This window comes from Prevotella sp. E13-17 (assembly GCF_022024035.1).
Taxonomy (GTDB): Bacteria; Bacteroidota; Bacteroidia; order Bacteroidales; family Bacteroidaceae; genus Prevotella.
In genome coordinates this window covers 3,251,591-3,278,216 of record NZ_CP091787.1, presented here as the reverse complement: position 1 = coordinate 3,278,216, position 26,626 = coordinate 3,251,591, and the positions used below count along the sequence as shown (strand labels likewise).

The following is a 26,626-nucleotide window of genomic DNA, read 5'->3' as shown; positions in this document are numbered from 1 at the left end:
CACTATTCCGTGCGAGTAGTGGCGCTTTTCTGTTGCAAAAGTGCCGCTCTTGCATCGCATCCAGGGGCTGGAGCGGGTCATTCTAGCCCCTGGAGCCGTTCGTTCCAGGGGGTAGAACAGTTCGTTCCAGGGGCTAGAATCGCCACAAGAGTGGCACTTTTGCATGGTCAATGCTTCACCATGGCACAAAAAAAGTGCCACTATCACGAGCGAATAGTGGCACTGTTAGTTTTCCAGTTGCTCCCCGTTGGAGAGCGAAACTATTCATTATATCTATAGTTTCTTTTGAATACTAGTTAGTTTAATGTTATATTCTTTTAGACCTCCAACTTCACCATTATTAGGGGTTGGAGACAACACAAAACCCGAGAATACAACTTCAAGATTATTTTCTTCGTACTGAGATGACATCTTAACTGGATAATAGTTAATCACCTCATCAATGGTTCCTTCCGTGTAACAAGATATATACCATTTTTGCAAATACTCATTATATTTAGTTACTCCAGAAAGATCCGAAACCAATTCTCCTGTTTCATCTTCATCATTACTACTGCAACTGTAAAATAGGCTTACACTAAATAGTAAACTTAATACAATTAATAAATGTTTCATTGTTTTTTTGATGTTAAAATGGTTAATATTTATGATTTTATATCGCAAAGATATATAATAAGTTTTGTTACGCCAAAGAAATCACAAAAAAACACAAAAGAAAACAACGATGCAACCATCTGCAAAGTTGAAGAATGGTAGTTGGGCGACGACACAAGTCAGGGCTTGGAATGGTGAAGCTTTCCCAAAGGATCATCGATGGTCTGACGACATAATCACTAAGGACCGCTGGTAAATAATAGCTATAATTTAAACGATTATAGCTATTATTTTATTTAATACCTTAACTCTCGCAAAGCGAGAATGGAATTATCGCATTGCAAAAAAGTTATCTGTATAGACAGCTTCCTTGACCTGCTGGAGGCCAGCCTCGTCGTTGGTCACCGTCATCTTCTCGCCATTCTGGAGCACAGCCTCGATGGTGCCATCGTTGTTGAAGCGGAACAGTTCCTTGGTGATGCCGTTCTGCTGCATAGACCAAGAGTCGTTCTTGTCGTTGTGAATAAAGTAGGTCACCTCGCCAGTAGGCGCCTTCACCTCGTAACCATTCTTCAAAGTCTTGACAGCATAGTAGCGTCCGTCCTGTCCTTTCACCTGTTGGATGGTGTTGACAGCCATAGGATTGCTACCGGTCCAGAACTCGATGGTGTTCAAGACAACGGCATCGACAAACAGGCATACGCCACCCACGATGGGTTGCAGGATCAGACCTACGATACCATTGACAATCTTATTGCTGGTCATGTTGCACTGCCACTTTTCATAGCTGTTGAAAAGACTAAAAGAACCGATACAAGAGCTGCACAGGAACGAGCCCGAGAGTAAAACGGCAGCTACCTTTAAACTGATTTTCTTCATAATAGTAATTGGTTTAATAGTTTTACAATCGCGGACAAAAGTACGAAAAACTTTCGTTCTTGCAAAACAATTCTAAGAAAATCTCGCCATGAGCTGGGCGAAAAGGGGGTTTGCCTGCAGCACTGTGGGGTTGCCCACCATCAGCATCTGGCGGCGAGCACGCGTCAGCGCCACGTTGAGTTTGCGGTCCACCACGCTGCCATCACTGTCGATATAGCTGTTGTTGGTCAGGAAGTCGAGCTGATAGCGCCGGCTGACGGTGAACGAATAGATGATGACCTCGCGCTGCGAACCCTGATAGCGCTCGACGGTATCGATGGTGACGTCGGCAAAGGCGGCTTCATCGCCCAAGGCCTGGCGGATGGCTGCTATCTGATTGCGGTAGGGCACGATGACGCCCACGGTCTTATGAGCATCGAAGTGGTCACCGTAGAAGCGGCGGATGCGACGCAAGAGGTCGGCCACCACCTCTGCCTCGTCGGCATTGGACTTTGGCGAAAGGAGCGGCTGCTGGGGAACCACGGGCAGGAAGAGCATGCGACGCGTCTTGAGCAACTGGTCAAGGGCATCGCGGGCAGGCTGATCGTAGTTCAGTGCGGTCTCTAGTTGGTGGCGCAGAGGCACGGGCTGCAACTGCTCTTGCTGGTAGAACATGGCGCTGGGGAACGAGGCAATGTCGGGGTGCATGCGTCCTTGATGGTTCAGGGTGCCAATGAACTGCGTGCGCCCTTGCCGTTGTTCCCAGCGGTAGAGACGCTCAAAGAGCGACTGGCGACAGTCGCTGAGGCCGATGGAAAGCAGTTCCTCGTTGCAGACGGCAGCCTGTTCGGCCGTCTGTTGCACCACGGCAGGCAACTGCTTGTGGTCGCCAATCATCACAAAGCGGTCGATGGCACAGTTGCTGAGCAGTCCGATGATGCTGGGCTCGAGTATCTGCGAGGCTTCGTCGATGATGGCTACGGAAAAGTGGCGGCCAGCCATGAGGAAGGGGCGTGCCTGCATCATCGACGTGGTGCCCGTCAGGATGCGGTCGTTGTCGGCCAGACCGGCATCGCAGAGCATGGCTCGGATCTCATCGACCGCCCTGTTGGTGTAGGCCATGAGCAGAAGAGACTGGTCGGCAGGAGCTGTTTTCAGTTCCTCTTCGACCATGAAACGCAGTGCCATGGAGGTCTTGCCGGTGCCCGGCGGACCCACCAGCAGGAAGTAGTCGCGCGACTGCTTGACCCGCAGCAGGATGTCGTCGTAGTGGGGATGATAGCGCTGTGAGAGCGCCGCTGAGGTGTCTGCCTCGGGTTGGCGCTGTCCCAGCAGCAACTGCCGGCGCAGCTGAGGCGCCGTCATGAACTGATAGAGACCGCGTATCTGACTGTTGGTGCCCACATCGCTGCCACCATGTTCGATGGCCCAGTGGGTCGATGAAAGCGGAAAGATGTCGGGGTTTTGCTGACCGTCGTTCAGCAGAACCACCAGATGGTTGTTCTTGATGTCTTGCAGCACGCCCTTATAGAGAATGCTCTGGCGCACATCGGGCTGCGAGGCGTACTGATAGAGATAGACCATGTCGCCCATGCGGAAGTTGATGGGGGCATGAAGTGCTTCGTCTGAGAGCTGCAACGTGAGCAGGTCGTAGCCGCCATCGTAGGTCGAACGCTGACGGTCTGTGACGGTCAGGTCGGTATAGATATTGCCCGTCTCGCGTTTCTCGCTGAGGGGCATCTGCCACAAGTAGCTGGTGGCGCCGCCCTGTCCTTCAACGACGCCCAGCTTCTGGCATTGCTGTTCGCGATAGACAAAGGTCATCATGCGCTCGAAATAGGCGCGCTCAAGCGAGGTGAGATGTGATAAGCGGGAAATGAGACGTTCTGTTTCGGGAAGTATGAAACGGTGGAAGAAGCCATCGCGCGGCACCCCTTTATAGATGACGTCAGCGTTGAGCAGCGGCAAGATGCGCCCAAAGCCGTCGCGGGCAATGAGCAGTTCGGTGGCCACAATCTGGTTGCGCAGGCGGATGGCCTCGCGAAACAACGTGCGGTAGTAGTTCACCGCCACCAGTCCGCGGTCGGCAGGATAGCGCGAGTAGAGCAGACGGGTGTCCACCTGGCGGTCGGTCTTGCCGAAGTTATAGTGCAAGATGCCATAGTAGAGCAGCAGCTGCACGTAGTGGTTCTCCAGCTGCATGCCGTGGCTGTCGTGGCTCTGGTATTCTATCTTCATGTTCTTGCCCGACTTCTGTTCCACCAGCAGCCGCATGTCGGTGGTCATCAGGTCCACACGTCCTTGCAGCCCCAGTCGTTCGCAGACGAACGAGGGCTCGAGCAATGCCTGCTGCGGTGCCAGCACAGCCACCGCCTCGCGGATGTTCTTCATCTGCACGGCAGCCGCCTCTTCAAATTTCTCTCGGTCGAAGTCCTCGCAAGCACGGATGCGATCGGCCTGTTCGCGATAGGACCGCTCGAGCGACTGCCGCAAGGTGGCATCGGGATGATGGATGATGTCGTCGAGCGCCGTACCTGCAAAGTTACCCAGCAAGACAGCCTGTGTGTTGACCTGAGGCTTCAGTCGGTTCAGTGTGTAGAGCAGCGGATGGTGGCCATAGGCGGTGAAACATGCTGCCAGCGAAGAAATGTCGAGGAGAAAGTCGGGTTCGACGACGATGACAAGGGGGATGATGAGGTTGCTCTCGACGTGACAATCCAACAGGTTGAGCTGCATGCCGGGGCGAAGCACCTTCTGCAAGTAAGCGAAGTCGCGCCCCTGGTCGGTGTTGCCATAATCCACCAGGAACTCGCCCTCGTCGGCATCGACGGTGATCAAATGACTGTCGAACGAGCGGACGATGCAGCGAATATAGAGTTTGTTGACCTTCAGCCGTTCGGCATGAGGCTGGGCGTTGACAGGCAGCAGCCGAAGCAACGAGCCAGGGATGTCTGCCTGGAAGACACGTGAGATGTAGCGAGCCACCGCCCGAAGGTCGTAGCGCCAGTCGTCGGCAGCAGGCAGCTGCGCCTGATTGGAGTGGCGACGGGCTGTCTGGATGGCCTGTGTCTCGTCGCGAGGGATGCGTAACTGCTTGCAGACCCAGTCTATCTGTGAGAAGAGGTTGCCAAACGTGCCGCCTTGCTGACTGCATCCTTGGGCAGAAGCAAGCACCAGCAGTTCGTGCATCTGACGTATGGCCGGCCCCGAGGGGTCGGCCATTGCCAGTTCGGTGCATATCTGAAACAGTTCGCTTGCTTCCACGATGCGCTGATTACTGTCTGATTCGGATAATATTGAGTGAGAAAGCCGGAATCTCTACCAGCACCTTCTGGGCAGTTTCGGGAGAAAGAATCTGCTCTACGGGATGAATGTTCGTGGGCTGCTGAAGCGTATTTTCGTCCATTCCATCGTTAGCAACCAGACGGATGACACGGGCACACTTGGCCGAGAAATGGCTCAAGTTGAGCGCTGCCGTGGTAGCCTCGTCGCTGGTGTTCACAACTTTCACAATCAGCTCGTTGGTATTCTCGTCGATGGTGGCAGAAGAGAAGAGCCCCTTCGACGTGTCGTGCTTCAGCATGGTGTCGAAGACCAGCTCGTTGTCGAGCCACGCCTTCACGCTGTCGCCAGCCACCTGGAGGGTGATGTCATACCAGCGTCCCTGTTCGATATGGCCATGCTTAGTGTCGGTCTGCATCTTGCTGCCACCCACAATCTGTTCGATGCCGTGCTGGGTGTTGCCCCAACCACCGAAGTTCGCCCAGCAGTAGTTTTGGTCGTTGACGTAGTTGAAGACAATCATAAAACCTTCGCGGCCACTATCCTTGCGGGCGCGATACTTCAACGTGTAGTGATCGCCATCGATGACGTGCTTTTCGACAGCCACGCACTGATCGCGCATGCTGCGCTGGCTGACCAAGCTGCCATCAAAGTTCCACTCACCGCTGACGCTCTCCATGTCATTGTTGGGCTTAAAGGATGCCTTGGTGGCCCATGTGGCAAAGCCGGCACGACTGCGCTTGGGCGTCACCGATGTCTGCAGGCGCATGGTCTCGTAGGGATTGTCTTGCTGCACCTTCACCACCTGAGTGCCGAGGTGCTGGGGCATGAGCATCTGCACGTAGTAAGACGGTGTGCCCATGACCCGACTGGAGTTGAAACGAATCATGTCTGGACGCCACTTGGCATCGTTCTCGTTGACAAAGATAGGGGCATAGGAGTTCAGGGGCACCATGTCGCTATTGTTCTCGATGCCCATCATATAGACTGCCTCGCCCAGTGCGGCGTTCATGTTGCCTAGATCACCGAAGCCACTGGTCACGGCATACTCGCCGACATAAATCTTCGGTCCTTTGCGGTCGTAGCTGTCATACTTATGGAAAGCATCCGAGAACCATGCGGGATTGCGGTAATAGTGCTCGTCGAGCAGATCTACCTCAAGGTCGCTTTCCCATTTGGGATTGTCGTCGCCCCAGGCCACGACGTTGCCGATCAGTTTGATATGGGGATATTTCTCACGCAGCACCTGGCGGAACTTGTCGTAGCGCTCATAATAACGGTCGCTCTGTTGGTGCTGGTCGGGCTGGTTGTTCTCGTTGCCTATCTCCAGATACTCAATGTTGAAGGGAGCGGGATGGCCGTTCTTGGCACGCAGTGCACCATATTTGGTGGTGACATCGCCATTGGCATACTCCAGTGCGGACAGACATTCGTCTATCCAAGGCTGGATGTCTTCAACGGGAGTCTTGCCTCCGTGCCACAAGCCCACGTTGACTACATAGAGAGGCTTGGCGCCAAGGTCCTCGGCCAACTGCAGATATTCGTGAAAACCCATGCCGTCGGTGGTGCGATAGCCCCAATTCACGTTCCAGTGGCCTTCGCGTTCCTCGATGGGTCCGATGGTCTTCTCCCAGTGGAAGGCGTTTTCTGGGTCTTCCTGTCCCTCTACGAAACAACCACCAGGGAAGCGCATGAACTTGGGATGCATCTGCCAAAGCATGTTGGCCAGGTCGGGACGCATGCCGTTCTCGCGGTTCTTGAAGGTGGGTGGGAAGAGGCTCACCATATCTACGTCGATGGTTCCTGCACCATCAAACACCAAGGCAAACTGAGCTTTGGTATCGTTGGCGTCGGAGCGAAGTGTTGCTGTATATTTGGTCCACACGCCCTTGCTTAGACCTGTGGGCGACACAACGGTCTCGGCATAAACCCCTGAGCCGACAGAAGCGGTTCGGCTGTCGGCCTGCAGGCGGGCCTTGATGGTGCCTTTATACTTTCCTTTCGCCCAAAACGAAAGGCGGTAGGTGCGCCCCTGCACGGCATTGATGCCCCAATAGCCTTCGTTCACCAGGAAGGCTGGTGCCGCCGTGGTGGCCTTGACGTTCAGGCGTAAGGCATGATGTTGGGCGGCATTCAGCAGTTTCACCTTCTTGCCTGGCTTGATCAGCTCGCAGGTTATCTCAGAAGGATACTCGGCATCCACACACCAAGCCTGCATGTCGGCGGGTGCTCCATACTTAGGACCATCCTCAAAAGAGCGGTTGCGAATCAGTTCGGCATAGAGACCGCCATCGGCAGCGTGGTTGATGTCCTCGAAGAAGATGCCATAGTGCGTAGGACTGATCTTGGGTCCACGCTGCTGAATATCAATGTTCAGGTTGACTTGTGCGCTTGCTGTCGCTGCAGCAAACAAGAGATTTACAGTTAGTAAGGTAGCTGTTTTCATATCGTTATGTTAAAGTTTAATGATTCTAAAGCTATAGGGGGGCAGGATGGTGGGGTCTGATACCTCCAGATATTCAGCTTTGGCATGCTGGTCTTCCACGCTTTTACCCGTGAACTGGTAGCACTTTGCGTTCTGTGGTATCTTGACACCCTTCACAGTGAGCTTCAGGGTGGCAGGCAAGGCGTTGACCAACTTCAGGTAGCAAGAGCCACTCTTTGAGTCGCGCACCACACTGGCTCCCACACGATAGTCGAGGTCTTGATGGTCGAGTTTCAGCGTACTGCTGATGTATCGGTTGCCACTGCACACAGAGAACAGGCGTTGTATCTCGTAGGCTGGGGTCGTGCGGACGGTGGTATTGTCGAAATAGATCATGTTTGGATTCCAGTTGGAATGGCCATCCTTGCACAACATTGGTGCATAGGATGTCATCTCTACCACATCGCCATTGCGTTCGATATCTGTCAGATAGAGCGCCTCGGCCAGTGCAGTCTCCAGATTGGGGCGTTTGACCTTGGTCGATGCAGCCCATTCGCCCAGATATACCTTGGGTGCCTTACGGTCGTAGTTGTCGTAATAGTCGCGATGATACATGAACCAGCCTGTTGACTCATAATAGTGTTCGTCGGTCATATACTGGTATTGGGGGTGCTTCTTGGTGAAATCCCAACCTTCTATATAGTCGGCAGAAGGGAAGTGGAACGGACCTACCGTACCGCAAATCTTGATTTCGGGATGCAACAGGTGCATCATCTTGCAGATCATCTCGTAGCGCTCCTCAAAGACGGTAGAGATGATGTCCTCGTTGCCAATGCCCAGATACTTCAGATTGAACGGCTCGGGATGACCGGCATCTGCACGCATCTTGGCCCATTTGTTGGTCTGAGGATTGCCGTTGGCCCATTCAATCAGGTGACAGAGTTCGTCGATATAGGCAGGCATGTCGGCCATGGGGATACCTCCCTGCTGTCCTCCAAGTCCATCGGCATTGTTGGCGGAGTTCTGACAGGGCACACCGGCAGCCAGTACGGGTAGCGGTTCGGCACCGATATCCTCGCAGAACTGGAAATACTCGTAGAAGCCCAGACCGCGCGTCTGGTGGTAATTCCAGATGTTCTTGTCGGGTGTGCGGCTCTCCAGCGGTCCCACGGTGTGGTTCCAATGATAGATGTTGTCCAGTCCTTGACCATGACTCATGCATCCACCGGGGAAACGCACGAACTTAGGATGCAAGGCGGCAATCGTCTCAGCCAGGTCTTTGCGCAGACCATTCTTGCGGTTCTTGAAGGTGTCGCGAGGGAACAGTGAAATCATATCCACCGCCACCTCGTCTTTTCCGATTGGTATCACAGCCAGGCGAGCCTTTGAACAGGTGGACTGAGCGACCAGCGTCGTCTCATAGCGCTGCCAGTTGATGGTCTTCGACTTCAACTGTGAACGAGCAATCACGCTTCCATCCTCGGCCAGCAGGGCAATCTCGAACAGCTTCTGTCCGCGAATGAACATCGAGAAGTCGTATGTCTTGCCTCGTTCTACGGCAATACCGTCCCATCCTTCATTCACAATTGTGTCTGACTGCAGAATGGCATAGTGCGGATTTTGCGGTGTGAGGGGGTAGGTGGTGGCAATGCGGATGGGCTCAGAAGCATGCCAAGCGGTGGTGGCATGCCAGCCACGACGGTCTTTTCCAGAGTATTCGAAGTCGCGATTCTGTATCAGTTCGGCATAAAGTCCACCGTCAGCCGCATAGCTGATATCCTCGAAGAAGATGCCTATCAGCTTGTCGCTGATGACTTTCTCCTTGCGCATATCTACATCAAGAATGCCAAAGACCGTGGGGTCGTCTTTGTCTAACACCTTCTCGAAGGTCTTTGCATCGTCATACATGCGTTCTGACGACAGGTCGGCATCGTTAGCCAAGTTTGTGAAATACTCGCGAACACCAAGGAGTTCGTTGTCGTTCAGGTCGAACACCTGTCCTTTCACTTCTTTTCCATCGACCGAAGCACTGACGCGCGTCACTGTGAAAGCCTGGTCATCTGCCAGCAGTTGTTCTTTTGAAAAGCGACGGAAGTCGGTATCTGCCTTCACACCATAACGCTTGCCATCACTCACGAACTGTATCTCAAAGTCTTTTCCTTTGGCTCTTACCACTGGCTCCAGACAATTCTTGGTTTTCATAAGGGCATAGTCCTGCGGGCGCCAGGTCACCAGACTGAGACCATAGGCCACCGCCACGCAGGGTGATGTCGTGTTTACTTGAAAAACAAGCCGCCATGTGCCATCGTTGGCACGGCAGAGGGTGGGGTTATACATCTTCTTCTCTGCTCCCCATGTGCCGTAATCGCTGGAACACAGTTGTCCCAGATGTTTCCAGTCATTTCCTTTCTGAAGCGCTGCGTGAAGGCCAGCCGATGGATGGGGAGAGTAGATGAGCACCTTGTTTTGAGCCACCATGATGGCAGAACTCATACAAAGCATAGCAAGCATTAGTTTTTTCAAAGGTAGTTTCATTTCTAAAGTTCTTAACAATTATGCCGCAAAGTTACTCATTTTATTTAAAATGTCAAAGGGTTTGAGATTTTATTTGTAACTTTGCATCCGCATAAACACTCAGCAATATGAAATACATTTTTGAGACACGCATGGAGGTTCGTGACTACGAATGCGACATAGAGGGAATCGTTAACAATGCTCAGTATGTGCACTACTGCGAGCACACCCGCCACCTCTTCCTGAAAGAGTGCGGTCTGTCGTTTGCCGAGATGCACAACAAAGGCGTTGACGCCGTCGTGGCACGCATGCAACTGCAATACAAGGTGCCCCTGCGACCCGATGATGAGTTTATCTCACGACTGAACCTCACCAAGGAAGGCATCAAGTATGTGTTCCATCAAGATATCTATCGTGCCAGCGACGAACAGTTGTGCTTTCGCGGTAAAATAGAGCTGGTGTGTCTCATCAATGGTCGTCTGGGCAATAGCGAAGACTATGACGCGGCCTTTCAAAAATTCATTCAATGAACGACGAAGAAGTCTATTATACCATTGCGCTGACCCGCATGACGGGTTTCAACTTCCAGACTGCGCTGCAGCTGTATCGCGAGCTTGGTGGAGGTAAGGCCGTCTATGAACACCGCAATGATATAAAAGAGGTGATGCCCGACTGCTCTGACCGTTTGGCTGAGAACCTGAGAGACTGGTCATTGCCTTTGGCGCGTGCTGCCGAGGAGATGGAGTTCATCAGTAAACACCGTATTCAGCCGTTGTTGCTGGGCGACGAGTTCTACCCGCAGCGTCTCTGCGAATGCCCCGATGCGCCAATCATCCTGTACTATCTGGGCTCGGCACCACTCAATCAACGTCGTGTCATCAACTTGATTGGCACTCGCCACTGCACCACCTACGGCAAAGACCTGATTCAACACTTTATTCGCGACCTGAAGAGACTTTGTCCTGATGTGCTGATTGTCAGCGGACTGGCCTATGGCGTAGATATCAATGCCCACCGACAGGCTTTGGAGAACGGCTATGACACGTTGGGGGTGTTGGCCCACGGACTCGATGACCTCTATCCTTCTGTTCATCGCGACACGGCCAAACAGATGGTCAACCGTGGAGGACTGCTCACAGAATATGTGTCGCAGACTCGTTCTGACAAGATCAACTTCGTGAAGCGCAACCGTATCGTGGCTGGCATGAGCGATGCTACCATCTTAGTGGAAAGTGCTGCCAAAGGTGGAGGGCTCATCACCGCACGCATCGCTATGGACTACAACCGTTCGGTGTTTGCTTTTCCTGGGCCTATAGGAGCTCCTTACAGCGAGGGCTGCAATAACTTGATTCGTGACAACGGTGCTCAGCTCATCACCAATGCCGATGACTTCGTGGCATTCATGGGGTGGCAGTCTGACCAACAACTGAAGCAGGCACACGATAAGGGGATTGAACGTGACCTCTTTCCCAGTCTCTCGCCCGAGGAACAGACCATTGTTGACGTGCTTGGTGCCATTGGCGACCTGCAAATGGACCACTTGTCGCTGAAGTCGCACATGCCTGTCGGCCAGCTCACAGCCCTCCTCTTTCAACTGGAAATGAAAGGTGTGGTGCGCCCCATGGCTGGCGGCACCTATCACCTGCTGAAATAGCGCAGCGCCAAAAGCAACCTCTTGAAAGAGGGGCATTAGGATTGCTGGAAAAACAAATCAGGACTACAAAGACGAGAAATTGGGAATATTGGAAAATCAAAAAGGGAATACAAGAAAAGAAGATGAAAATAGGAAATATTGAATTTGGTTCGCAGCCGGTGTTTCTGGCACCGATGGAGGATGTCACCGACATTGGGTTCCGTCTGCTTTGCAAGCGCTTCGGTGCTTCTATGGTATATACTGAGTTTGTCAGTGCCGAGGCCTTGATACGCGATGTGAAGACGACGCAGCAGAAGCTGGTCATCAGTGACGAAGAGCGCCCCGTAGGTATTCAAATCTATGGTCGCGACGTGGATGCGATGGTCGAAGCTGCTAAGATCGTAGAACAGGCCGGTCCTGATCTCATCGACCTGAACTTTGGTTGTCCGGTGAAGAAAGTGGCTGGCAAAGGTGCTGGCGCCGGCATGCTGCAGAACATTCCTCTGATGCTGGAAATCACACGTAAGGTGGTGGATGCCGTCAAGTTGCCCGTCACCGTGAAGACGCGCTTAGGCTGGAACCACGAACAGCTGATCATCACCGACCTGGCCGAACAGTTGCAGGACTGCGGCATCCAGGCTCTCACCATTCATGGGCGTACGCGTGCTCAGATGTACACTGGCGAGGCCGACTGGACTCTGATTGGCGAGGTGAAACGCAATCCTCGCATCACAATACCTGTCATCGGCAATGGCGACATCACCTCGCCCGAAGAGGCTAAGCGGGCCTTTGAACAGTATGGTGTAGATGCTATCATGGTGGGACGCGCCACCTTCGGACGCCCTTGGATCTTCAAGGAGATTCGCGACTATCTGGATCACGGCACCACCGACGAGACTTTCGATTTCAACCAGAAATTGGATGTTCTTGAAGAGCAACTGCGCATCAATGTGGAACGCATCGACGAACTTCGTGGCATCCTTCATACCCGTCGCCATTTGGCGGCCACGCCTATTTTCAAGGCTATACCAAACTTCCGCCAGACGCGCATCGCCATGTTGCGCACCAACAAGATGGACGAGTTGCTCGCCATCCTCGAAGACACCAGAAAACTATTGGGATAGCGCCTACTTCAATAGCCGGCGCGAGAAGTAATGAACGGGATACCACACCGAAAGGAATCCCACGACGATGACCGTCAGAAAGACAAGTATCACATCTGTGGGATGAACACTCACCGGATAGGCATCGACAATAAACGAGCCCTGCGTGGAGCCAAGGCCAATAATGCCGAACTGCTGCTGTAAAACGCAAAGCAATAAGCCCACTAAAACACCGATGAAAGCGCCGAAAAATGAGATCATACAGCCTTCTAATAGGAAGATCTGAGACACCTGACGGTCGTTGGCGCCCAGGTTGCGTAGCGTCTGCACATCATCCTTCTTGTCGATGATGAGCATTGACAGCGAGCCAATGATGTTGAAACATGCCACCAGCAGGATGAAGGTCAGGAAGATATAGGCTATCAGCTTCTCTATCTTCATGATACGAAATGTGTCTTCCTGCTGCTCAAAGCGGTCTAATACCTGATAGCTATCGCCCGCAATACGTTTTATTTCCGCCTTTGTTTCCTCAAAATCGCTACCGGGCTTCAGACGTAGCTCAAGCGATGAAATCATGCCTTGCTGGTCGAAGATGCGACGAGCAAAGCCAATACTGGTCAGGATATAGCGGCTGTCATATTTTCCCTGTAGCACCTCAAACACGCAGTTGGGCGAGTAGAGCTCATCTTCCACGAATCCATCGGCAGGATCGCTCAAGTCCAACTGCCCCTCGCGTCTTGGCGCATATATTTTCAGCGGTTGGTCAAAGTAGATGCCTGTGCCCAACTGGTCGGCCAGTCGTACGCCCATGATGCCATACTGTATGTCGGCAGCATGCAGTTCAAAGGTGCCATCGCCCATCAATATCTCGCGGATGTGCGTCAGTTGGTCGAAGTTGTCATCCACGCCTTTTATCTGCACCATCGCCTGTCTTCCGTTATAGACTGCCAGCGCTTGGTCTTCTACACACTCGGTCGCCACGTCAATCTGTGGCAGTTGGCGAATCTCAGTCAGCACGGGATCGTCGGCAGGCGCTGTCTTACCCTGTGTCGGTGTGATCTCTATCTGCGGGTCGAAAGCCGTAAAGAGGGTTGCCACCAGGTCGCTGAACCCGTTGAACACGCTCAGCGTGACTATCAATGCCATCGTAGCCACAGCCACCCCCAGCACGGAGATGCCGCTGATGAGGTTGATAACGTTGGTTGACTTCTTCGAAAAGATATAGCGCTTAGCTATGTAAAAGGGAAAATTCATGCGACAACAGCCAATTCTTCACGTCTCACTTTTTCAGTAGTTCATCGATACGCTCAATATAATCCAGACTGTCGTCGATGAAGAAGCGCAGCTCGGGGATGATGCGCAGCTGATGGCGCACGCGCTGTCCCAGCGAATAGCGAATCTGTGAAGCGCTATTCTCTACGTTCTTCAGTATCTCCTCACCCTTGTCTGAAGGGAAGATGCTGAGATATGCCGTGCAGATGCTGAGGTCTGGCGACACCTTGGTGCGGGTCACGCTGACCATTACGCCGTGCATGGCACGTGTCTGTTCCTGAAAAATCAGGCTCAGTTCCTTCTGCAGCAGTCTTGCTATCTTGTTCTGTCTTGTTTCTTGCATAGTATTTATCTCTTTAAAAGCGTTTTATTTTTTTCTGATTAATGTCAGTCCGTCGCGCAGGGGCAGTATCACTTTCTCCACTCTGTCGTCTTGTGCCACCATGTCGTTGAAGGTCTCAATGCCGTGGGTCTGCGAATCTTTCTGATAGGCAGGATCCACCACATGTCCATCCCACAGCGTGTTGTCGGCCAAGATGAAACCGCCGGGGCGCAACACAGAGAGCACCATCTCGTAGGTCTCCTTATACGTGCGCTTGTCGCCATCGATAAAAGCCATATCGAAGGTGACACCCAACTTCGGCGCTTGGCTGATGGCATCGCCAATGATAAATGTTATCTTATCGGCTACGGGCGAGTTCTCAATCCACGGCCGCGTAAAGTCTTCCTGTTCGTCGTTGATCTCGAAGGTGTAGAGCCGGCCGCCTTCTTCCAGACCTTCGGCCATGCACAGGGCGCTGTAGCCACTGAACGTGCCCACCTCCAGAATGTTCTTCGGGCGTATCATCTGCACCAGCATCTTCAGCAGTCGTCCCTGCAGATGTCCGCTGGCCATTCGTCCGTGCAACATATAGATATTGGTGGCACGGTACAGCCTGTACAGATATTCTGGCTCCCGGTCTATGTGCTTCAGGATATACTCGTCTATCGTCATGCCTTCAGAGCCTCGACGGCCAAGCGGTAGCTGTTCATGCCGAAACCACAAATCACGCCTTTGCAGGCACACGATATCATAGAGTGATGGCGGAACTCCTCGCGCTGATGGACATTCGAGATGTGCACCTCGATGACGGGGCTCTTCAGCGAGCGGATACAGTCTTGCAGCGCAATGCTGGTGTGTGTATAGGCACCAGCATTCAGCACGATGCCGTCGTATGTGAAGCCCACCTCCTGCATCTTGTTGATCAGCTCACCCTCGATGTTGCTCTGATAGTAGTCTATCTGCACATCGGGATACTGTGTGCGCAACTCTTTCAGATAGTCCTCAAACGACTGTTGACCATAGATGCCTGGCTCTCGTTTCCCCAACAAATTGAGGTTGGGGCCATTGATAATCTGGATTTTCATTTTCTTCTGGTTTGTCTCGACAAGGCCACCATCACGCGAATGCTATAGTGCTGACAATACAGCCATGCACAACTGAGCACAGCAGCCTATGGTTGCAAAGGTAAATAAAATAATTGAAAAGAGGATGATTTTCTTGAAAAAAGTGTAACTTTGCTGCGATGAAAGTGGATGAGATGACCAAAAAGATAGTGATTGACTATCAACGCTATCTGAAACTGCAACGCAGCGTGTCGCCTAACACGCTCGATGCGTATCGCCGCGACCTGCAGAAGCTGCTGGGCTATCTGCAGGGCGAGGGCATCAGTGTGGTCGATGTGCAGCTGCCTCATCTGCAGGCCTTTGCCGCACAGTTGCATGACATCGGCATTGGGCCTCGTTCGCAATGCCGCATCTTGAGTGGCGTCAGGGCTTTCTATCGCTTTCTGGTGCTCGACGGCTATCTGGACAGCGACCCCACCGAATTGCTCGAGTCGCCCGTTCTGGGAGAACATCTGCCCGAGTTTCTGACACCGGGCGAGGTGGACCTTTTAGAAGATTCCATCGACCTTTCCAAGCCTGAAGGTCATCGCAACCGCGCCATCATCGAGGTGCTGTTCTCATGTGGACTGCGCGTCTCCGAACTAGTCAACCTGCGGTGGTCCGACCTCTACGAGGACGAGCGTTACCTGCGCATCATGGGCAAAGGGTCTAAGGAGCGGTTGGTGCCCATCTCTGAGCGAGCGCTTCATGAGATTGAGGATTACCTGCCTTGGCGCAACTCGCTGAACATCAAGCCCGGCGAGGAGGACTATGTGTTCCTGAACCGTCGTGGCGCTCACCTCACACGCACCATGATACTCATCATGCTAAAGGATCAAGCTGCCATAGCAGGCATCCATAAGACCATCTCGCCCCACACGTTGCGCCACTCGTTTGCCACCGCCATGCTTGAAGGGGGCGCCGACCTGAGGGTGATACAGGCCTTATTGGGCCACGAGTCCATAGGCACCACCGAGATCTATACACACATCTCTACACAAAGTCTTCGCCGCGAGATACTGGAGCATCATCCGCGGAATTTAAGACATAATAACGAGGTAAAGACATAATAACAAACGAACATACTTTTTTTTACGAACATACTTTTTTAACGAACATACTTTTTTACGAACAAACAAAAGAAGTGCATAACGGATCTTACCGCTATGCACTTCTTTCTATTTACTCCCCTCCCTCCACAGGGAGGGGTAGGGGGTGGGTCTCCTTATTTAACTTTAAACACCCCACCCACGAAACTAGCTTCTATACGTGAACCGCGCACTGCCTTGCCAGTAGCTATCTCTGTGCGATAGATATAGACACCGCCATCGGTGGCAATGGGTGTATATACAAATCCGTTTTCTGCAAAGCAGGCAAAACGGCGACCACCGTTGCCATTATGAACGGGAATGCCTGTCACGTCTGTCGATGTCTTCTTCACCAAGTCTATCACACAGCACTTCAAGTCGGCATCACTCCATGGAGCAGCATCCAGACGTGTGGTCACCTCGGCAAAGACCTTTCCGTCTCCCAGATAGAGCCAGTGAGCCACCTTCTGACCTGTCAGCGCCTGGTAGTCGAAAGTATAGTCGGGGTCGAACTTCGTTTCGCCTGCCTTGATTTTCAGGAAACCCGAGTTCTTGGGCGACTGAGAGAAGCCATTTGCCATCGACGTGTTCGACATGGCATAGAGATCGCCATGCTCGTCTTTCTGCAACCCGTTGAAGGCATTCCATGAACCGATATTGCCAAAGCGCTCGTCTTTGATGAGTGTCTTGAACTGGCAGTCGGGATAAGAATAGACCGCCACAAAGGCCGTATCAGCATAGTCAGAACTGAACGTATTGGGATTCATGGGCTCGTAGCTCACATAAAGATTGCCACCGGCATACTGCATGCCGGTCACGTAGGGCCAGTCATGGTCGTCCATGGGTGCCACGGGGGTGGTGCTCACCTGATGGTCGAGTGCCAGTGTGTTGATATCTACGGTGTAGAAGGTGAGCAGTCCGCCCTTATTGGTTGATGCAGGCATTTCAAGAGCAGCCATGTGGTTGTCATCCACCTGACAGAAACCGATAGGTGTCTCGTTGAACACGAAGTTGCCACGTTCCTGGATATAGCCATTGCCGTCGCGCTGAATGCCGGTGGCACTGGTCACGCCCATGCCGCCAATAGAGAACACCGTCTGTTCGGCCTGCTGATAGTCGCGATAGCCAGTCTGTTCGATACCATTGCCCAAGGCATTGATAGTTCTGTCGGTACGCATCAGATCGTCGGTGGTCACCACATAGTAAGTGGTGGTATTGTTGGCAGTGATGCCGAGAGCCAGCACATAGGGCTGGTTAGGCACTTCGGTGCTGCCCATATCTTCATCGCACGAGGCGAGCACAACAGCGAGGGCAGCGATTATCATTGAGAAAAACTTTTTCATTGTCTGGTTCATTACATTTTGGTGAGATAAACACGGAATTTCATATTGATGGCACGTCCAGGCTTTTGCAGTCTGTAGTTGTCGTAGAGCTGCTCGTTGGTCAGGTTGGTGCACTCCAGGGCCACGCTGTATTTGCCGCCACTCATCAGGTAGGTCAGTGAGGCATTATGCGACCACTGGGTGGGGATGTACTTCTTGCTGTCGGGGCGTCCCAGACCAGGGAAGCTGAGATAATACTTATACACGTAGTTGCAGCCATAGGCCACGGTGAGCGTGTTGCCTTTGGCAAAGAGATTGTTGAAGTTCCAACTCAGGTCGCCGTTCAGGAAGAAATAGGGGATGTTTGGCATACGCTGACCATAGGTGAGGTTCTCGGCGATGCCGTTGTTCACATACGAGTTGGTGGTTCCTTCCGTCTTCTGCCGGTCCTTAATGTCCTGATAGGTCAGGTTGAAACCAGCATGTGCCATGCGTTTATAGTCATACTGCACGCTGGTCTCGATGCCATGTGTGATGGCCTTGCCCACATTATCGAAAGACGTGGTGGGATTGTTGGTCAGGCTCATACCTTTATATATAAAGTCTTTTGTGTATCGATAGATATAGTTGGCCTCGACAGCCACATGATGCTCACCCAGTGTGCGGTCGAACAGCAGTCCCGCGTTCAGGTTTCTCGAACTCTCAGGGCGCAGGTCGGTGTTGCTCTTCTGCAAGAAGCCGTCGCCAAAAAGCTCCACAGCCTCTGGCATGCGGTAGGCCTGCTCGAAGCTCACCTTGGCCTGCAGTCCAGGCAGGAAGAAGTAGGTGGCAGCGGCACCATAGCCAAACTGATGTTTGTCGGCGCTCACCTGTTCGTAGCGCTCGGTGGCTAGGAACTGATCGAACAGCTTATGGGTTGACGAGTGCATCTGATAGAACTTACCAAACACGTTGGCAGTCCAACCGCCCAAGCGCATCTGATAGCCCAGACCAGTGATGTTCTTCGTCAGTATCTGAGCCACATTGTTCATGGGATAGTCAGGATACTCCGGGTCGTCCTGTTTGTGGCGGAGGGCAGTCAGCACGTGGTTCAGTGTCATCGTCTGGTGCTCGTCAATCACGTAGTTCAGGTTGGCCGTGGCCTGCCACTCGCGGTTGCGAATGGTCGCGTCGGTCAGGTAGCCCTCGCCCCTGCTGATCGATTTCACATGCTCGCCCAGCCAGTTGTAGCGCACGGCAGCCGTGTCTGTGTTGCGGTCTTTCACCATGTTGTAGGTGGCATAGAAGGTCAGGTCCAGACCAGGCATGAAGAGGTCGGTCTTCTTATAGCGCAGGCTGGGAATCAGCGAATAGCTGCGCTGCTTCACGTTGCCATACACGGCATCCATCGTGGCACCTGTCTGAATCTGCTTGTGGTTCTCTGAGGCAATCACGCCCAGCAGCAGGTAGTCGGCCCACGTTTTGTTCACCAGTCCCGTCTCCAGGCGCAAGCCCATCGAGTGGTAACGGTCGTTGAAGCGTTTCACGCGCTGTTCGCCAATGGTCAGTCCGCTGTTCAGGTCAACGATGGGTGCATCCACCCTGTAGTCGTTTTCCGAATAGTTGTAGAAAGCATTCGTGCGCACGGTGAAACCGTTGCTATTGGTATAGGCACCGTTCACTGCCACGCGGTGTGTGCCAAACGAGCCGATGCTGTAGGTCGCATCCAGGTAGTTGGCGTTGGCACGTGTCACGATGTTCACCGCGCCACCCAGTGCGTCGCTACCCAGCGACACGGGCAGCACGCCCTTATACACCTCGATGCGATCTGCCATGTTGGCCGAGATGCTGGCCAGATTGAACGACGAACCGAAGTTGTCCATCGGAATGCCGTCCATGAAGAACTTCACCTGATTGCCCGAGAAGCCATTCATCGTGAAGCTATAGTCAGAACCCAGTCCGCCGTCCTCTCTGATTCTGACCGACGACACCGTGTTCAGCAGCTTGTTCAGTGGTGCCGCCGCCATGTATTGCTTCTTCAGGTCCAATACCGACACGGCATACGCCTGTTCGTGCAGACGACGAGCCTGCGACTTTCCCACGATTTGTACTTCTTTCAGTTTGATGGTATCCTTGCCCACCTGTGCCTCTGCCACTTCGCAGACAGCCATACCAACAAGGATGCCCAGCATTGTTTTTTTACCTAACCACATCGTATATAATCACTAATTTTACAATCTTTCTACCTTTGCCTTTCTAAGGCGGTGCAAAATTACAATGATTCCCCAATCCTCACAATACCTAAAAATCATGATATTCCACCATCGCACAGCTCAACTTGCGCCCCCGATGCGCGAAGGGTAGAAAAGAAAAAAGCCCATTTCATCGGTGAAAAGGGCTCGTTTTAGCGTTCAATAGTGTAGGTATAGTGATGCAAGAGTTAAACTATTGATATCCATACAGCCCCTGGAATGCTCCAATTCAGGGGCTGGAAAGGAACAGTTCAGGGGCTAGAGGGGAGTAATCTAGGGGCTAGACGCGAGCACTCCAGGGGCTACGATTGGAATAAAATGGTTGGTTTACGGTTGTAATTGGGGCAGAATAGGTTTGCTATTCCGCCAGTTTAGTTAATCAAAAGTGCCACAATGGTTACGCTACATCACCACCACCTGGATTCCATCAGCTACATATAGACATCCAAACGCCCACCCCTTGCGATGTCGTCGTGTTGTAGTACATACTGCTTATGAGTTTTCCCATTCAGTCTCATGGAGCGTATATAGAAGTCGGAAGGATTCTTTCGATGCGCTATAATCTCAAACTTTCTATCGTTTGCCAAATGAATGACGACCCGATCGAATATTGGCGTACCGACGACATACTGGCCGCCTACCGGACAAACCGGATAGAACCCCATCGACGAGAATACATACCACGACGACATTTCGCCACAGTCATCGTTGCCGACGTAACCATTGCTGCTGGTGTTGTAGAGCTCGGAGCATATATGGCGGACTAGGCGCTGTGTCTTGCGCGGTTGTCCGGCGTAGGCATACAGATAGGCCACATGATGGCTGGGCTCGTTGCCGTGAACATACTGACCAATAAAGCCAGAAGCATTGTCGTTCTTTTCGCCACTTCTGTCTTCAAGTGAGAAGAAACGGTCTAGTCGTTGGCAGAATGCCTTTGCTCCCCCCTGCAAGGCGATGAGACCGTCAATATCGTGAGGCACATACCACGACCACTGCCAAGCATTACCTTCTGTATAAGGATAATTGCCATTAGCGCCATATCGCAACGGCTCAAAAGGTGTAAGCCAGCTTCCATCAGAAGTCTTAGCCTGAAAGAAGCCATTAGAAGGATTGAAGATATGACGATAGTTCTGGCTACGACCAATAAAACGTTTATAGATATCTTCATGACCCAAATAGCGAGCCAACTGCGCCACGCACCAATCATCGAAAGCCTGTTCGAGCGTGATGCTGACCGACTGCGACTGCTTGTCTTCAGGCATATAGCCATACTGCTCCCACAATTCGAAGGGCGATCCCGGGTGCGAGATGGTAGCCGATGCCACACAAGCTTTCAAGGCACGCTCGGCATCGATGCCCGGCAAGCCTTTCATTACCGCATCAGCCACCACAGGAATCGCATGGTTGCCTATCATGCAGTAGTTGTCCTGTCCCCAGAGATCCCAAATGGGCAGATAGCCATAGCTATCGAAATGCGTCAACATGGAGTTGACAAACTGTGCATTTTGCTGTGGAGCGATGAGCGTGTATAGCGGATGCGCTGCACGAAAGGTGTCCCATAGCGAGAAAGTAGAATAGTATGCCTGTCCCTGAGCCATGCGACGCGTAGAATAGTCAGTAGCCGTATAGTCACCATTGACATCGCTCATGACGTTTGGCTGAATGAAAGCATGATAGAGAGAGGTGTAGAACTTCTGCATGTCCTGACCGTCACCTTCCACCTCGATGCGACTTAGCATCTTCTCCCACTGTTCATCAGCCCTTTCTGTGTATGCATCAAAGTCCCATGATGAGGCCTCTCGCTCCATGTTCAAGCGTGCATTCTCAATGCTCGTTGTGGATAGTGCGACCTTTACCACCAGCGGTGCCTCGTCTGTGTCATTAGTAGAAATCCATGCCTTCAGCGCTTTGCCATTGACCACACTGGTTGTGCCAGCATGACGGTCGCCATCTGTCATGTCGAAAGATGCGATCTGCTGAGATAGCTCCATGTGGAAGTACACACGACGTAGCTTTGCCCATCCCGTGATGATGCGGTAGCCCTCAACAACCGTGGGACTGACGATGCGCAGTTGTGATTGAATGATATGGCGGTCCCAGGAGCCTTTCGGTGCCGAATGGTCTAAATCGATGAGCAACCGCCGAGGCTTGCCCTTGGGGTAGCTATATCGGTGCAAGCCCGTATGAGCTGTGGCCGTCAGCTCTGCCTTGATGCTGTCTTCCAGAAGAATCGCATAATAGCCAGGATGAGCAACCTCATGGTCGTGTTGAAGGACGGACCAGGTTCTGTCGGTTGTTGAAGGCATCAGCAGCAAGTCGATCAGGTCGCAAGCGCCCGTGCCACTAAGTCTTGTATGACTGAATCCACACAGGTGCGAGTCATTATAGTCATAGCCCGAAGCCTTGTCCCAGTCTGGCGAGGCTTGCGTGTCAGGACTGAGCTGCACCATGCCGAAGGGCACTGTGGCTCCAGGATAGCAATTGCCTGACAGCGAGTTCTCGACGGCTCCAGTGCCAATAAATGGGTTGACAAACTGAGTGTGCTGGCCAGCCTGTGTGTGGCATGCAGACATCATCACAAGGATGAGCCCCACAATGTGTTTCAAGTTCATTTGACGATATATTTTTTCCCGTTTCTAATATACATGCCGCGCTTCAGTCCGTCTGCCACTCTGCGACCTTGAAGGTCGAAGACAGAAGCCGCACTTGGGAGTAGTGCTTTGTCTGCATGTGTAATACCCGACAGCCCTTTCTTTTCGATGCGATAGACGCGCGCATCACAGGCAGGTACACTATACTGGAATCCTGTAGAACTATGACTTACCACACTGCCCATCCACAATTCTTTGATCTCTTTGATGCTGGCAGCATCAATGTCCAGATCTGCAAAAGGCAACTGTCCAGCCATAGGCATGAGCATCTGATAGTTGAAGACTGCCACATAGACATACTTGTCGTTCTCATAGGTCATGAGCGACTCTGCTCCATCACTTGTAGAGGCATTGCCATAAATAGGTCTGAAGGACCCACAGGTGCGCGGTATCTCGTTGATATCTTCATTTGTCAGATACGTCAAGGCACGCTGCTGCGACGTTTCATAGTAGTTGGGCCCCACCTTCCCACCGTCATGGTGCAGAACCACGTTCGGACTGAAATTGTCGCCCGTCAGGAAAGCACCTACCACGGCACCGCTGGTGATGCGTGCCCGGTTGGCCCCCTCACTTTGTATGCCTCCAGCCTCTTGGCGCATAGCCATCACCATGTGGTCAGGGTCGTTGGCCACATAAACCTGATTCAGCCACCAGCCATAGCTGACATTGTTCATCACGTATTTCGTGTGGTCCATGGCTCCCCATGCGTCGCACGAGATTCGTCGGCCGTGTGCATACTGATAGGGGAATATGGGTGCTATGCTCAGGTCTATATACATGTTGCCGGCATAGCGCATCAGGCATGCCATGCCCTCATTATAGGCCTGTATCCCCGTGTGACAGTCTTTGTTATACCATTCGTCAGCCTCGATAGCACCGTTCGACATGAAGTCGCATTTCAGATATTCGATGCCCCACGACTTGAACTTCTGCATCTCGTTCAGCATGAACTGTTTAGTGCCTACATGCGTGGGGTCCAGACAGTAGGCCCCGTCAATGACCTTATAGCGTCCATGCACCTTCAGTGCGATATCGCGAAAGCGATACTTATTGCTGGTTCCCGGCACGTAGCTCTGCAAGTCGCCAAATCGGCAAAAGGATCCGTAATAAAGGCCGGGAATCATCTTGTTCTCCTTACAGTAGCTCACGAAGTCCTTTACCTGCTGCGTAGTGAGGTTGTCGTTCCACCACGCATCCAGACTCAAGACCACACGTCCTTCGCGGTCGTGAAAGCCGTGTGCCACCAGATGGTCGCGGATAAAGTTGCCGCAGTCGATGACTCCCTGATAGGAGATGTCTGTTGACTGTACGCCCCACGAGCTCCAGCCATAAGGAGCACCGCCAGCCCATTCCCGTTTGGGCGCAACAAGTGTGCAAGCCTTGCCGAACGTTTCCATGCCTGTGCGCCAGTCGTCAAACCAGCCCATCATGAAACGTGCCGAGCGCACTGTGTCGGCAACGACTGTGCCATGAGGCATCACCATCTGCTCACTCTGTATGGAGTCATGCGAGTGCTCGTCGGTATAGCCCGAGATGAGAGCCAGCTCATGAATCTGGTCATAGTCGGAGCCATTCACCCTGATAGCACTTTTCCACAGGTCATGATCAAGAGCTCCGCACACCAAGCCACCGCGTGTGTCGGTATTATAGATGGCTGTCACGGCATAGGAATGCACTTCACCCCGCAAGCTGTTGGAAGCATATCGGATAAAGGCATCGTTGTCCCATGGCACAAAAAGCACACGGTTCTTTTTGCCGGCAGGCATCAAGCTGCTGACCGTAACACTCTTGAGCGGCAACATGTAGTTGCTGCCCGTCTCCTGACCATTTGTTGTTATGGCCAGTTGCGCCACGACATAAGGTTGTGACTCATAGCATGACAGGGTCTGTATCAGCGTCACGCCATCTTTCAATTTGTAGGTGATACATAGTTGACGCCCTGTTCCAAACCCGTCGGCAACGTCTTTCTCTACAGCATCGAAAGAGGTGGCGTCGTAGGAGAATAGTGTATGATCGCCTAGTTTTGCCTCAGCAAAGGCATCCGTCATCAGTCTGCGACCATGATGGTCTATATTCAATCGTAGGGTGGCTTGATCTAAATGTATGGTCCATCCATTACTTGCAAAATCGATGGCCAATCCCTTTGCACAAAGGGCAAAGGCAAAAAGTAATAAAACAATTTTTCTCATAGGGCCTTTATTCTGAACACTTTTACATCCTTGCCGGGTATCGAAATAGCATCGTCTATCCCCACATTCTTGTGGCTCCACAGTTCTTTCACCTCGTAGGTTTTGCCTTCGTCTAACAGAATCAGGTGCTTGTCGAAGTGGAAGGCCATAGGCTGGTCGGTGTAGTTAAACACCGCCAGGTGAATGGTTCCATCGGGTTCGGTGCGTAGGAACACATGTTCCGACTGTTCGTTGTCGCCTAATAGCGGACGGAACGACCTGCCTGTGGCCAGACCATTAATGTCGGGATTGGTCAGATAGAGCTGAGCACGGGCAATAGCCATACTGTCGGCAGCGAAGTCGTCACCAGTGATATAGAGACCAGTAATCACACTTGAAGTGATGCGGGCGCGGTTCTCACCATCGGTGGCATCGCGCAACACCACGTGGTCGGCATCGTTATATTGATAGACGCCATCTATCCACCAACCGTACGACAAGGCATTCATGGTATATTCCGTATCTTTTATCTTGTTCCAGGCATCACAGGCAATGCGACGACTTTGAGCATACTGAGAAGGGAAGATCGGTGAGATACTCAGATTGAGATACATGTCGGAAAAGATGCTGTCCAAGAGGTGCATGCCATAGTTATAAGCCTGGGTGCCCGTGGTGATGTCTGAGCGGTACCACGCATCGGCTTCCATGCGTCCATGGGTCATGAAATCCATCTTGACATACTTGTAACCGCAACGGCGAAATAGGTCGTGTGTCTGCTCCATCATGGCTTTCACAGCCGGATGAGTAGGGTCGATGGCATAGGCACCGTCCAGATCCTGCGGCTCTCCGTTGGCATATAAATAGAGATCTTTATATTTAAACGACTCAGCACCGGGTACTTCACGCTCGGGATTCTTTCCCCAGTCTGTGAATGGCGTCCAATAGATACATGGCACCTGATGGTTCTGAACACAGCGATTAGCAAAGTCCATTAGCTCCTCTTCAGAAAAATTGTTCCAGCCAGAATCTAAGCCTGTGTAGAGCAAGCCTTCAGCATTTACAAACGAACGTGGCTGCAACTCTTGAGCGAAGAAGTCGGAGATGCGGGTGGAATTGTCGTGATTGACCTTGAAAGCCAAAGCGCCCCATGAGTTCCAGCCCACGGGCATTGCTTGCGTCCAGTGACGAGGTGGCGTGACGATGGCATTGGCCTGAGCAAAGCGCTCCATGCCCTGCCGCCAGTCGTCATAGATGCCAATCATCATCCGTGCAGAAGTCACTTGCAGTCCTGCTACGCAGCCATGAGACAGTTTGTCGCGTGTCAGATGATCAGCAACGCCACTATATGCCCGGAGTTGCAAAGCAGAGCAATTCAGGTCAACAGCATTCTTCCATACGTCATGATCTATGGCACCAATCACCAGTCCGTGTCTGCTTTGTGGATTATATAAAGCTGTTACCTCATAAGAACGGAACTTGGCTGTGTCGGGCAACTGTCGTGATGAAAAACGCACCCAGGCATCATTGTCAAACGGCACAAACAGTGCACGCTGATCCTTTCCTATCAGAGATGCTTCTGCGTGGTCCATGACGATGGGAGCAATATAATTAGAACGTATGCCCTTTTCGGACGACACACTGACATCGGTCAGGATGAAATCATCATAGACATAGAAATGCTGAGTCAGTGTTGGAAGCAACTGGCTGGTATATGTGATGGTCCAAAGTTTTCCTTTGCCAAATTGATCAGCAATCCGCTTGACCGTAAACGTTGGCTTCTTATATGCTTGGGTGCTGATGACGGTTTCGTCTTCAAGACGGTATTCAGCAGTCATGTTGGTGGCAATCCTTTCTTGTCCGCGCAGAATGTTGACGCCATGATGATAGGATAGAGACCATTTGCCTTGGGTCACATCTTTTGTTTCGCTGCATCCTGTCATCAGCAAACACAACGACACAAGAAGGGGTAAAAAGTGCTGAGCTTTCATTTCCATAATTATAAATATACAGATTGTTTTAAAATTCTGTGTGCAAAATTACACAAAACGCAACAGTCTGTA

General features: G+C 52.1%; 19 protein-coding genes. 5 read left to right on the top strand and 14 right to left on the bottom strand.

Annotation, left to right across the window (positions count from 1 at the left end; genetic code table 11):
* Nucleotides 1–273: 273 nt before the first annotated feature.
* Nucleotides 274–615, bottom strand: coding sequence for a hypothetical protein (locus L6472_RS12980; RefSeq protein WP_237805780.1), 342 nt, complete (start codon nt 613–615; stop codon nt 274–276).
* Between the two features lie 109 nt (nt 616–724).
* On the opposite strand from L6472_RS12980, the gene L6472_RS13585 reads away from it, so the two are divergent.
* Nucleotides 725–850: a hypothetical protein gene (locus L6472_RS13585; RefSeq protein WP_255777047.1), complete on the top strand. Its 126-nt coding sequence runs from the start codon at nt 725–727 to the stop codon at nt 848–850.
* Between the two features lie 74 nt (nt 851–924).
* Here L6472_RS13585 and L6472_RS12975 read toward each other — a convergent pair whose 3' ends face one another.
* The 4 genes from L6472_RS12975 to L6472_RS12960 form a co-directional block, all read right to left on the bottom strand.
* A complete protein-coding gene (locus L6472_RS12975; RefSeq protein ID WP_237805778.1) occupies nt 925–1,473 on the bottom strand; it encodes a DUF3332 domain-containing protein in 549 nt (182 codons plus the stop codon).
* A gap of 72 nt (nt 1,474–1,545) precedes the next feature.
* Nucleotides 1,546–4,716 (bottom strand): DEAD/DEAH box helicase, encoded by a 3,171-nt coding sequence (locus tag L6472_RS12970; protein WP_237805776.1) that lies wholly within the window; start codon nt 4,714–4,716, stop codon nt 1,546–1,548.
* 10 nt (nt 4,717–4,726) lie between these two features.
* Nucleotides 4,727–7,180, bottom strand: coding sequence for an alpha-L-arabinofuranosidase C-terminal domain-containing protein (locus tag L6472_RS12965; RefSeq protein ID WP_237805774.1), 2,454 nt, complete (start codon nt 7,178–7,180; stop codon nt 4,727–4,729).
* Between the two features lie 9 nt (nt 7,181–7,189).
* Nucleotides 7,190–9,694, bottom strand: coding sequence for an alpha-L-arabinofuranosidase C-terminal domain-containing protein (locus L6472_RS12960; protein WP_237805772.1), 2,505 nt, complete (start codon nt 9,692–9,694; stop codon nt 7,190–7,192).
* Nucleotides 9,695–9,801: 107 nt separating this feature from the next.
* On the opposite strand from L6472_RS12960, the gene L6472_RS12955 reads away from it, so the two are divergent.
* The 3 genes from L6472_RS12955 to dusB all read left to right on the top strand — a co-directional run bounded on the left by L6472_RS12955 (nt 9,802) and on the right by dusB (nt 12,430).
* Nucleotides 9,802–10,203 (top strand): thioesterase family protein, encoded by a 402-nt coding sequence (locus L6472_RS12955; RefSeq protein WP_237805770.1) that lies wholly within the window; start codon nt 9,802–9,804, stop codon nt 10,201–10,203.
* Entirely contained in the window at nt 10,200–11,327 is a 1,128-nt protein-coding gene (gene dprA, locus L6472_RS12950) for a DNA-processing protein DprA (RefSeq protein ID WP_237805768.1), read from the top strand. Before L6472_RS12955 ends, dprA begins: the two co-directional genes overlap by 4 nt.
* 122 nt (nt 11,328–11,449) lie before the next feature.
* A complete protein-coding gene (dusB, locus tag L6472_RS12945; protein ID WP_237805765.1) occupies nt 11,450–12,430 on the top strand; it encodes a tRNA dihydrouridine synthase DusB in 981 nt (326 codons plus the stop codon).
* Nucleotides 12,431–12,433: 3 nt separating this feature from the next.
* Here the strand turns inward: dusB and L6472_RS12940 are convergent, their stop codons facing one another.
* Genes L6472_RS12940 through aroQ form a run of 4 tightly spaced genes read right to left on the bottom strand, consistent with a single transcriptional unit; the run spans nt 12,434 to nt 15,088 of the window.
* Nucleotides 12,434–13,663 (bottom strand): FtsX-like permease family protein, encoded by a 1,230-nt coding sequence (locus L6472_RS12940; RefSeq protein WP_237805764.1) that lies wholly within the window; start codon nt 13,661–13,663, stop codon nt 12,434–12,436.
* Between the two features lie 25 nt (nt 13,664–13,688).
* Nucleotides 13,689–14,024, bottom strand: a complete 336-nt coding sequence (gene rbfA / locus L6472_RS12935; RefSeq protein WP_237805762.1) for a 30S ribosome-binding factor RbfA — start codon at nt 14,022–14,024, stop codon at nt 13,689–13,691.
* Between the two features lie 24 nt (nt 14,025–14,048).
* On the bottom strand, nt 14,049–14,675 hold the full coding sequence (locus L6472_RS12930; RefSeq protein ID WP_237805760.1) for an O-methyltransferase: 627 nt from the start codon (nt 14,673–14,675) through the stop codon (nt 14,049–14,051).
* Nucleotides 14,672–15,088, bottom strand: a complete 417-nt coding sequence (gene aroQ / locus L6472_RS12925) for a type II 3-dehydroquinate dehydratase (RefSeq protein WP_237805758.1) — start codon at nt 15,086–15,088, stop codon at nt 14,672–14,674. Before aroQ ends, L6472_RS12930 begins: the two co-directional genes overlap by 4 nt.
* Nucleotides 15,089–15,246: 158 nt before the next feature.
* Between aroQ and L6472_RS12920 the strand changes: the two genes are divergently transcribed.
* A complete protein-coding gene (locus L6472_RS12920; RefSeq protein WP_237805756.1) occupies nt 15,247–16,176 on the top strand; it encodes a site-specific tyrosine recombinase in 930 nt (309 codons plus the stop codon).
* 155 nt (nt 16,177–16,331) lie between these two features.
* On the opposite strand, the gene L6472_RS12915 is transcribed toward L6472_RS12920, so the two are convergent.
* From L6472_RS12915 to L6472_RS12895, 5 genes are all read right to left on the bottom strand, one after another.
* Nucleotides 16,332–17,537, bottom strand: a complete 1,206-nt coding sequence (locus L6472_RS12915) for a DUF4374 domain-containing protein (protein WP_237805754.1) — start codon at nt 17,535–17,537, stop codon at nt 16,332–16,334.
* A gap of 11 nt (nt 17,538–17,548) precedes the next feature.
* The gene (locus L6472_RS12910) at nt 17,549–19,708 is read right to left on the bottom strand and encodes a TonB-dependent receptor (RefSeq protein WP_370640857.1); all 2,160 of its coding nucleotides are present in this window, start codon (nt 19,706–19,708) and stop codon (nt 17,549–17,551) included.
* A gap of 470 nt (nt 19,709–20,178) precedes the next feature.
* Entirely contained in the window at nt 20,179–22,359 is a 2,181-nt protein-coding gene (locus L6472_RS12905) for a GH92 family glycosyl hydrolase (protein ID WP_237805752.1), read from the bottom strand.
* Entirely contained in the window at nt 22,356–24,587 is a 2,232-nt protein-coding gene (locus L6472_RS12900; RefSeq protein ID WP_237805750.1) for an alpha-galactosidase, read from the bottom strand. Before L6472_RS12900 ends, L6472_RS12905 begins: the two co-directional genes overlap by 4 nt.
* Nucleotides 24,584–26,560: an alpha-galactosidase gene (locus L6472_RS12895; RefSeq protein ID WP_237805748.1), complete on the bottom strand. Its 1,977-nt coding sequence runs from the start codon at nt 26,558–26,560 to the stop codon at nt 24,584–24,586. The genes L6472_RS12900 and L6472_RS12895 overlap by 4 nt, the downstream gene beginning before the upstream one ends.
* Nucleotides 26,561–26,626: the final 66 nt, after the last annotated feature.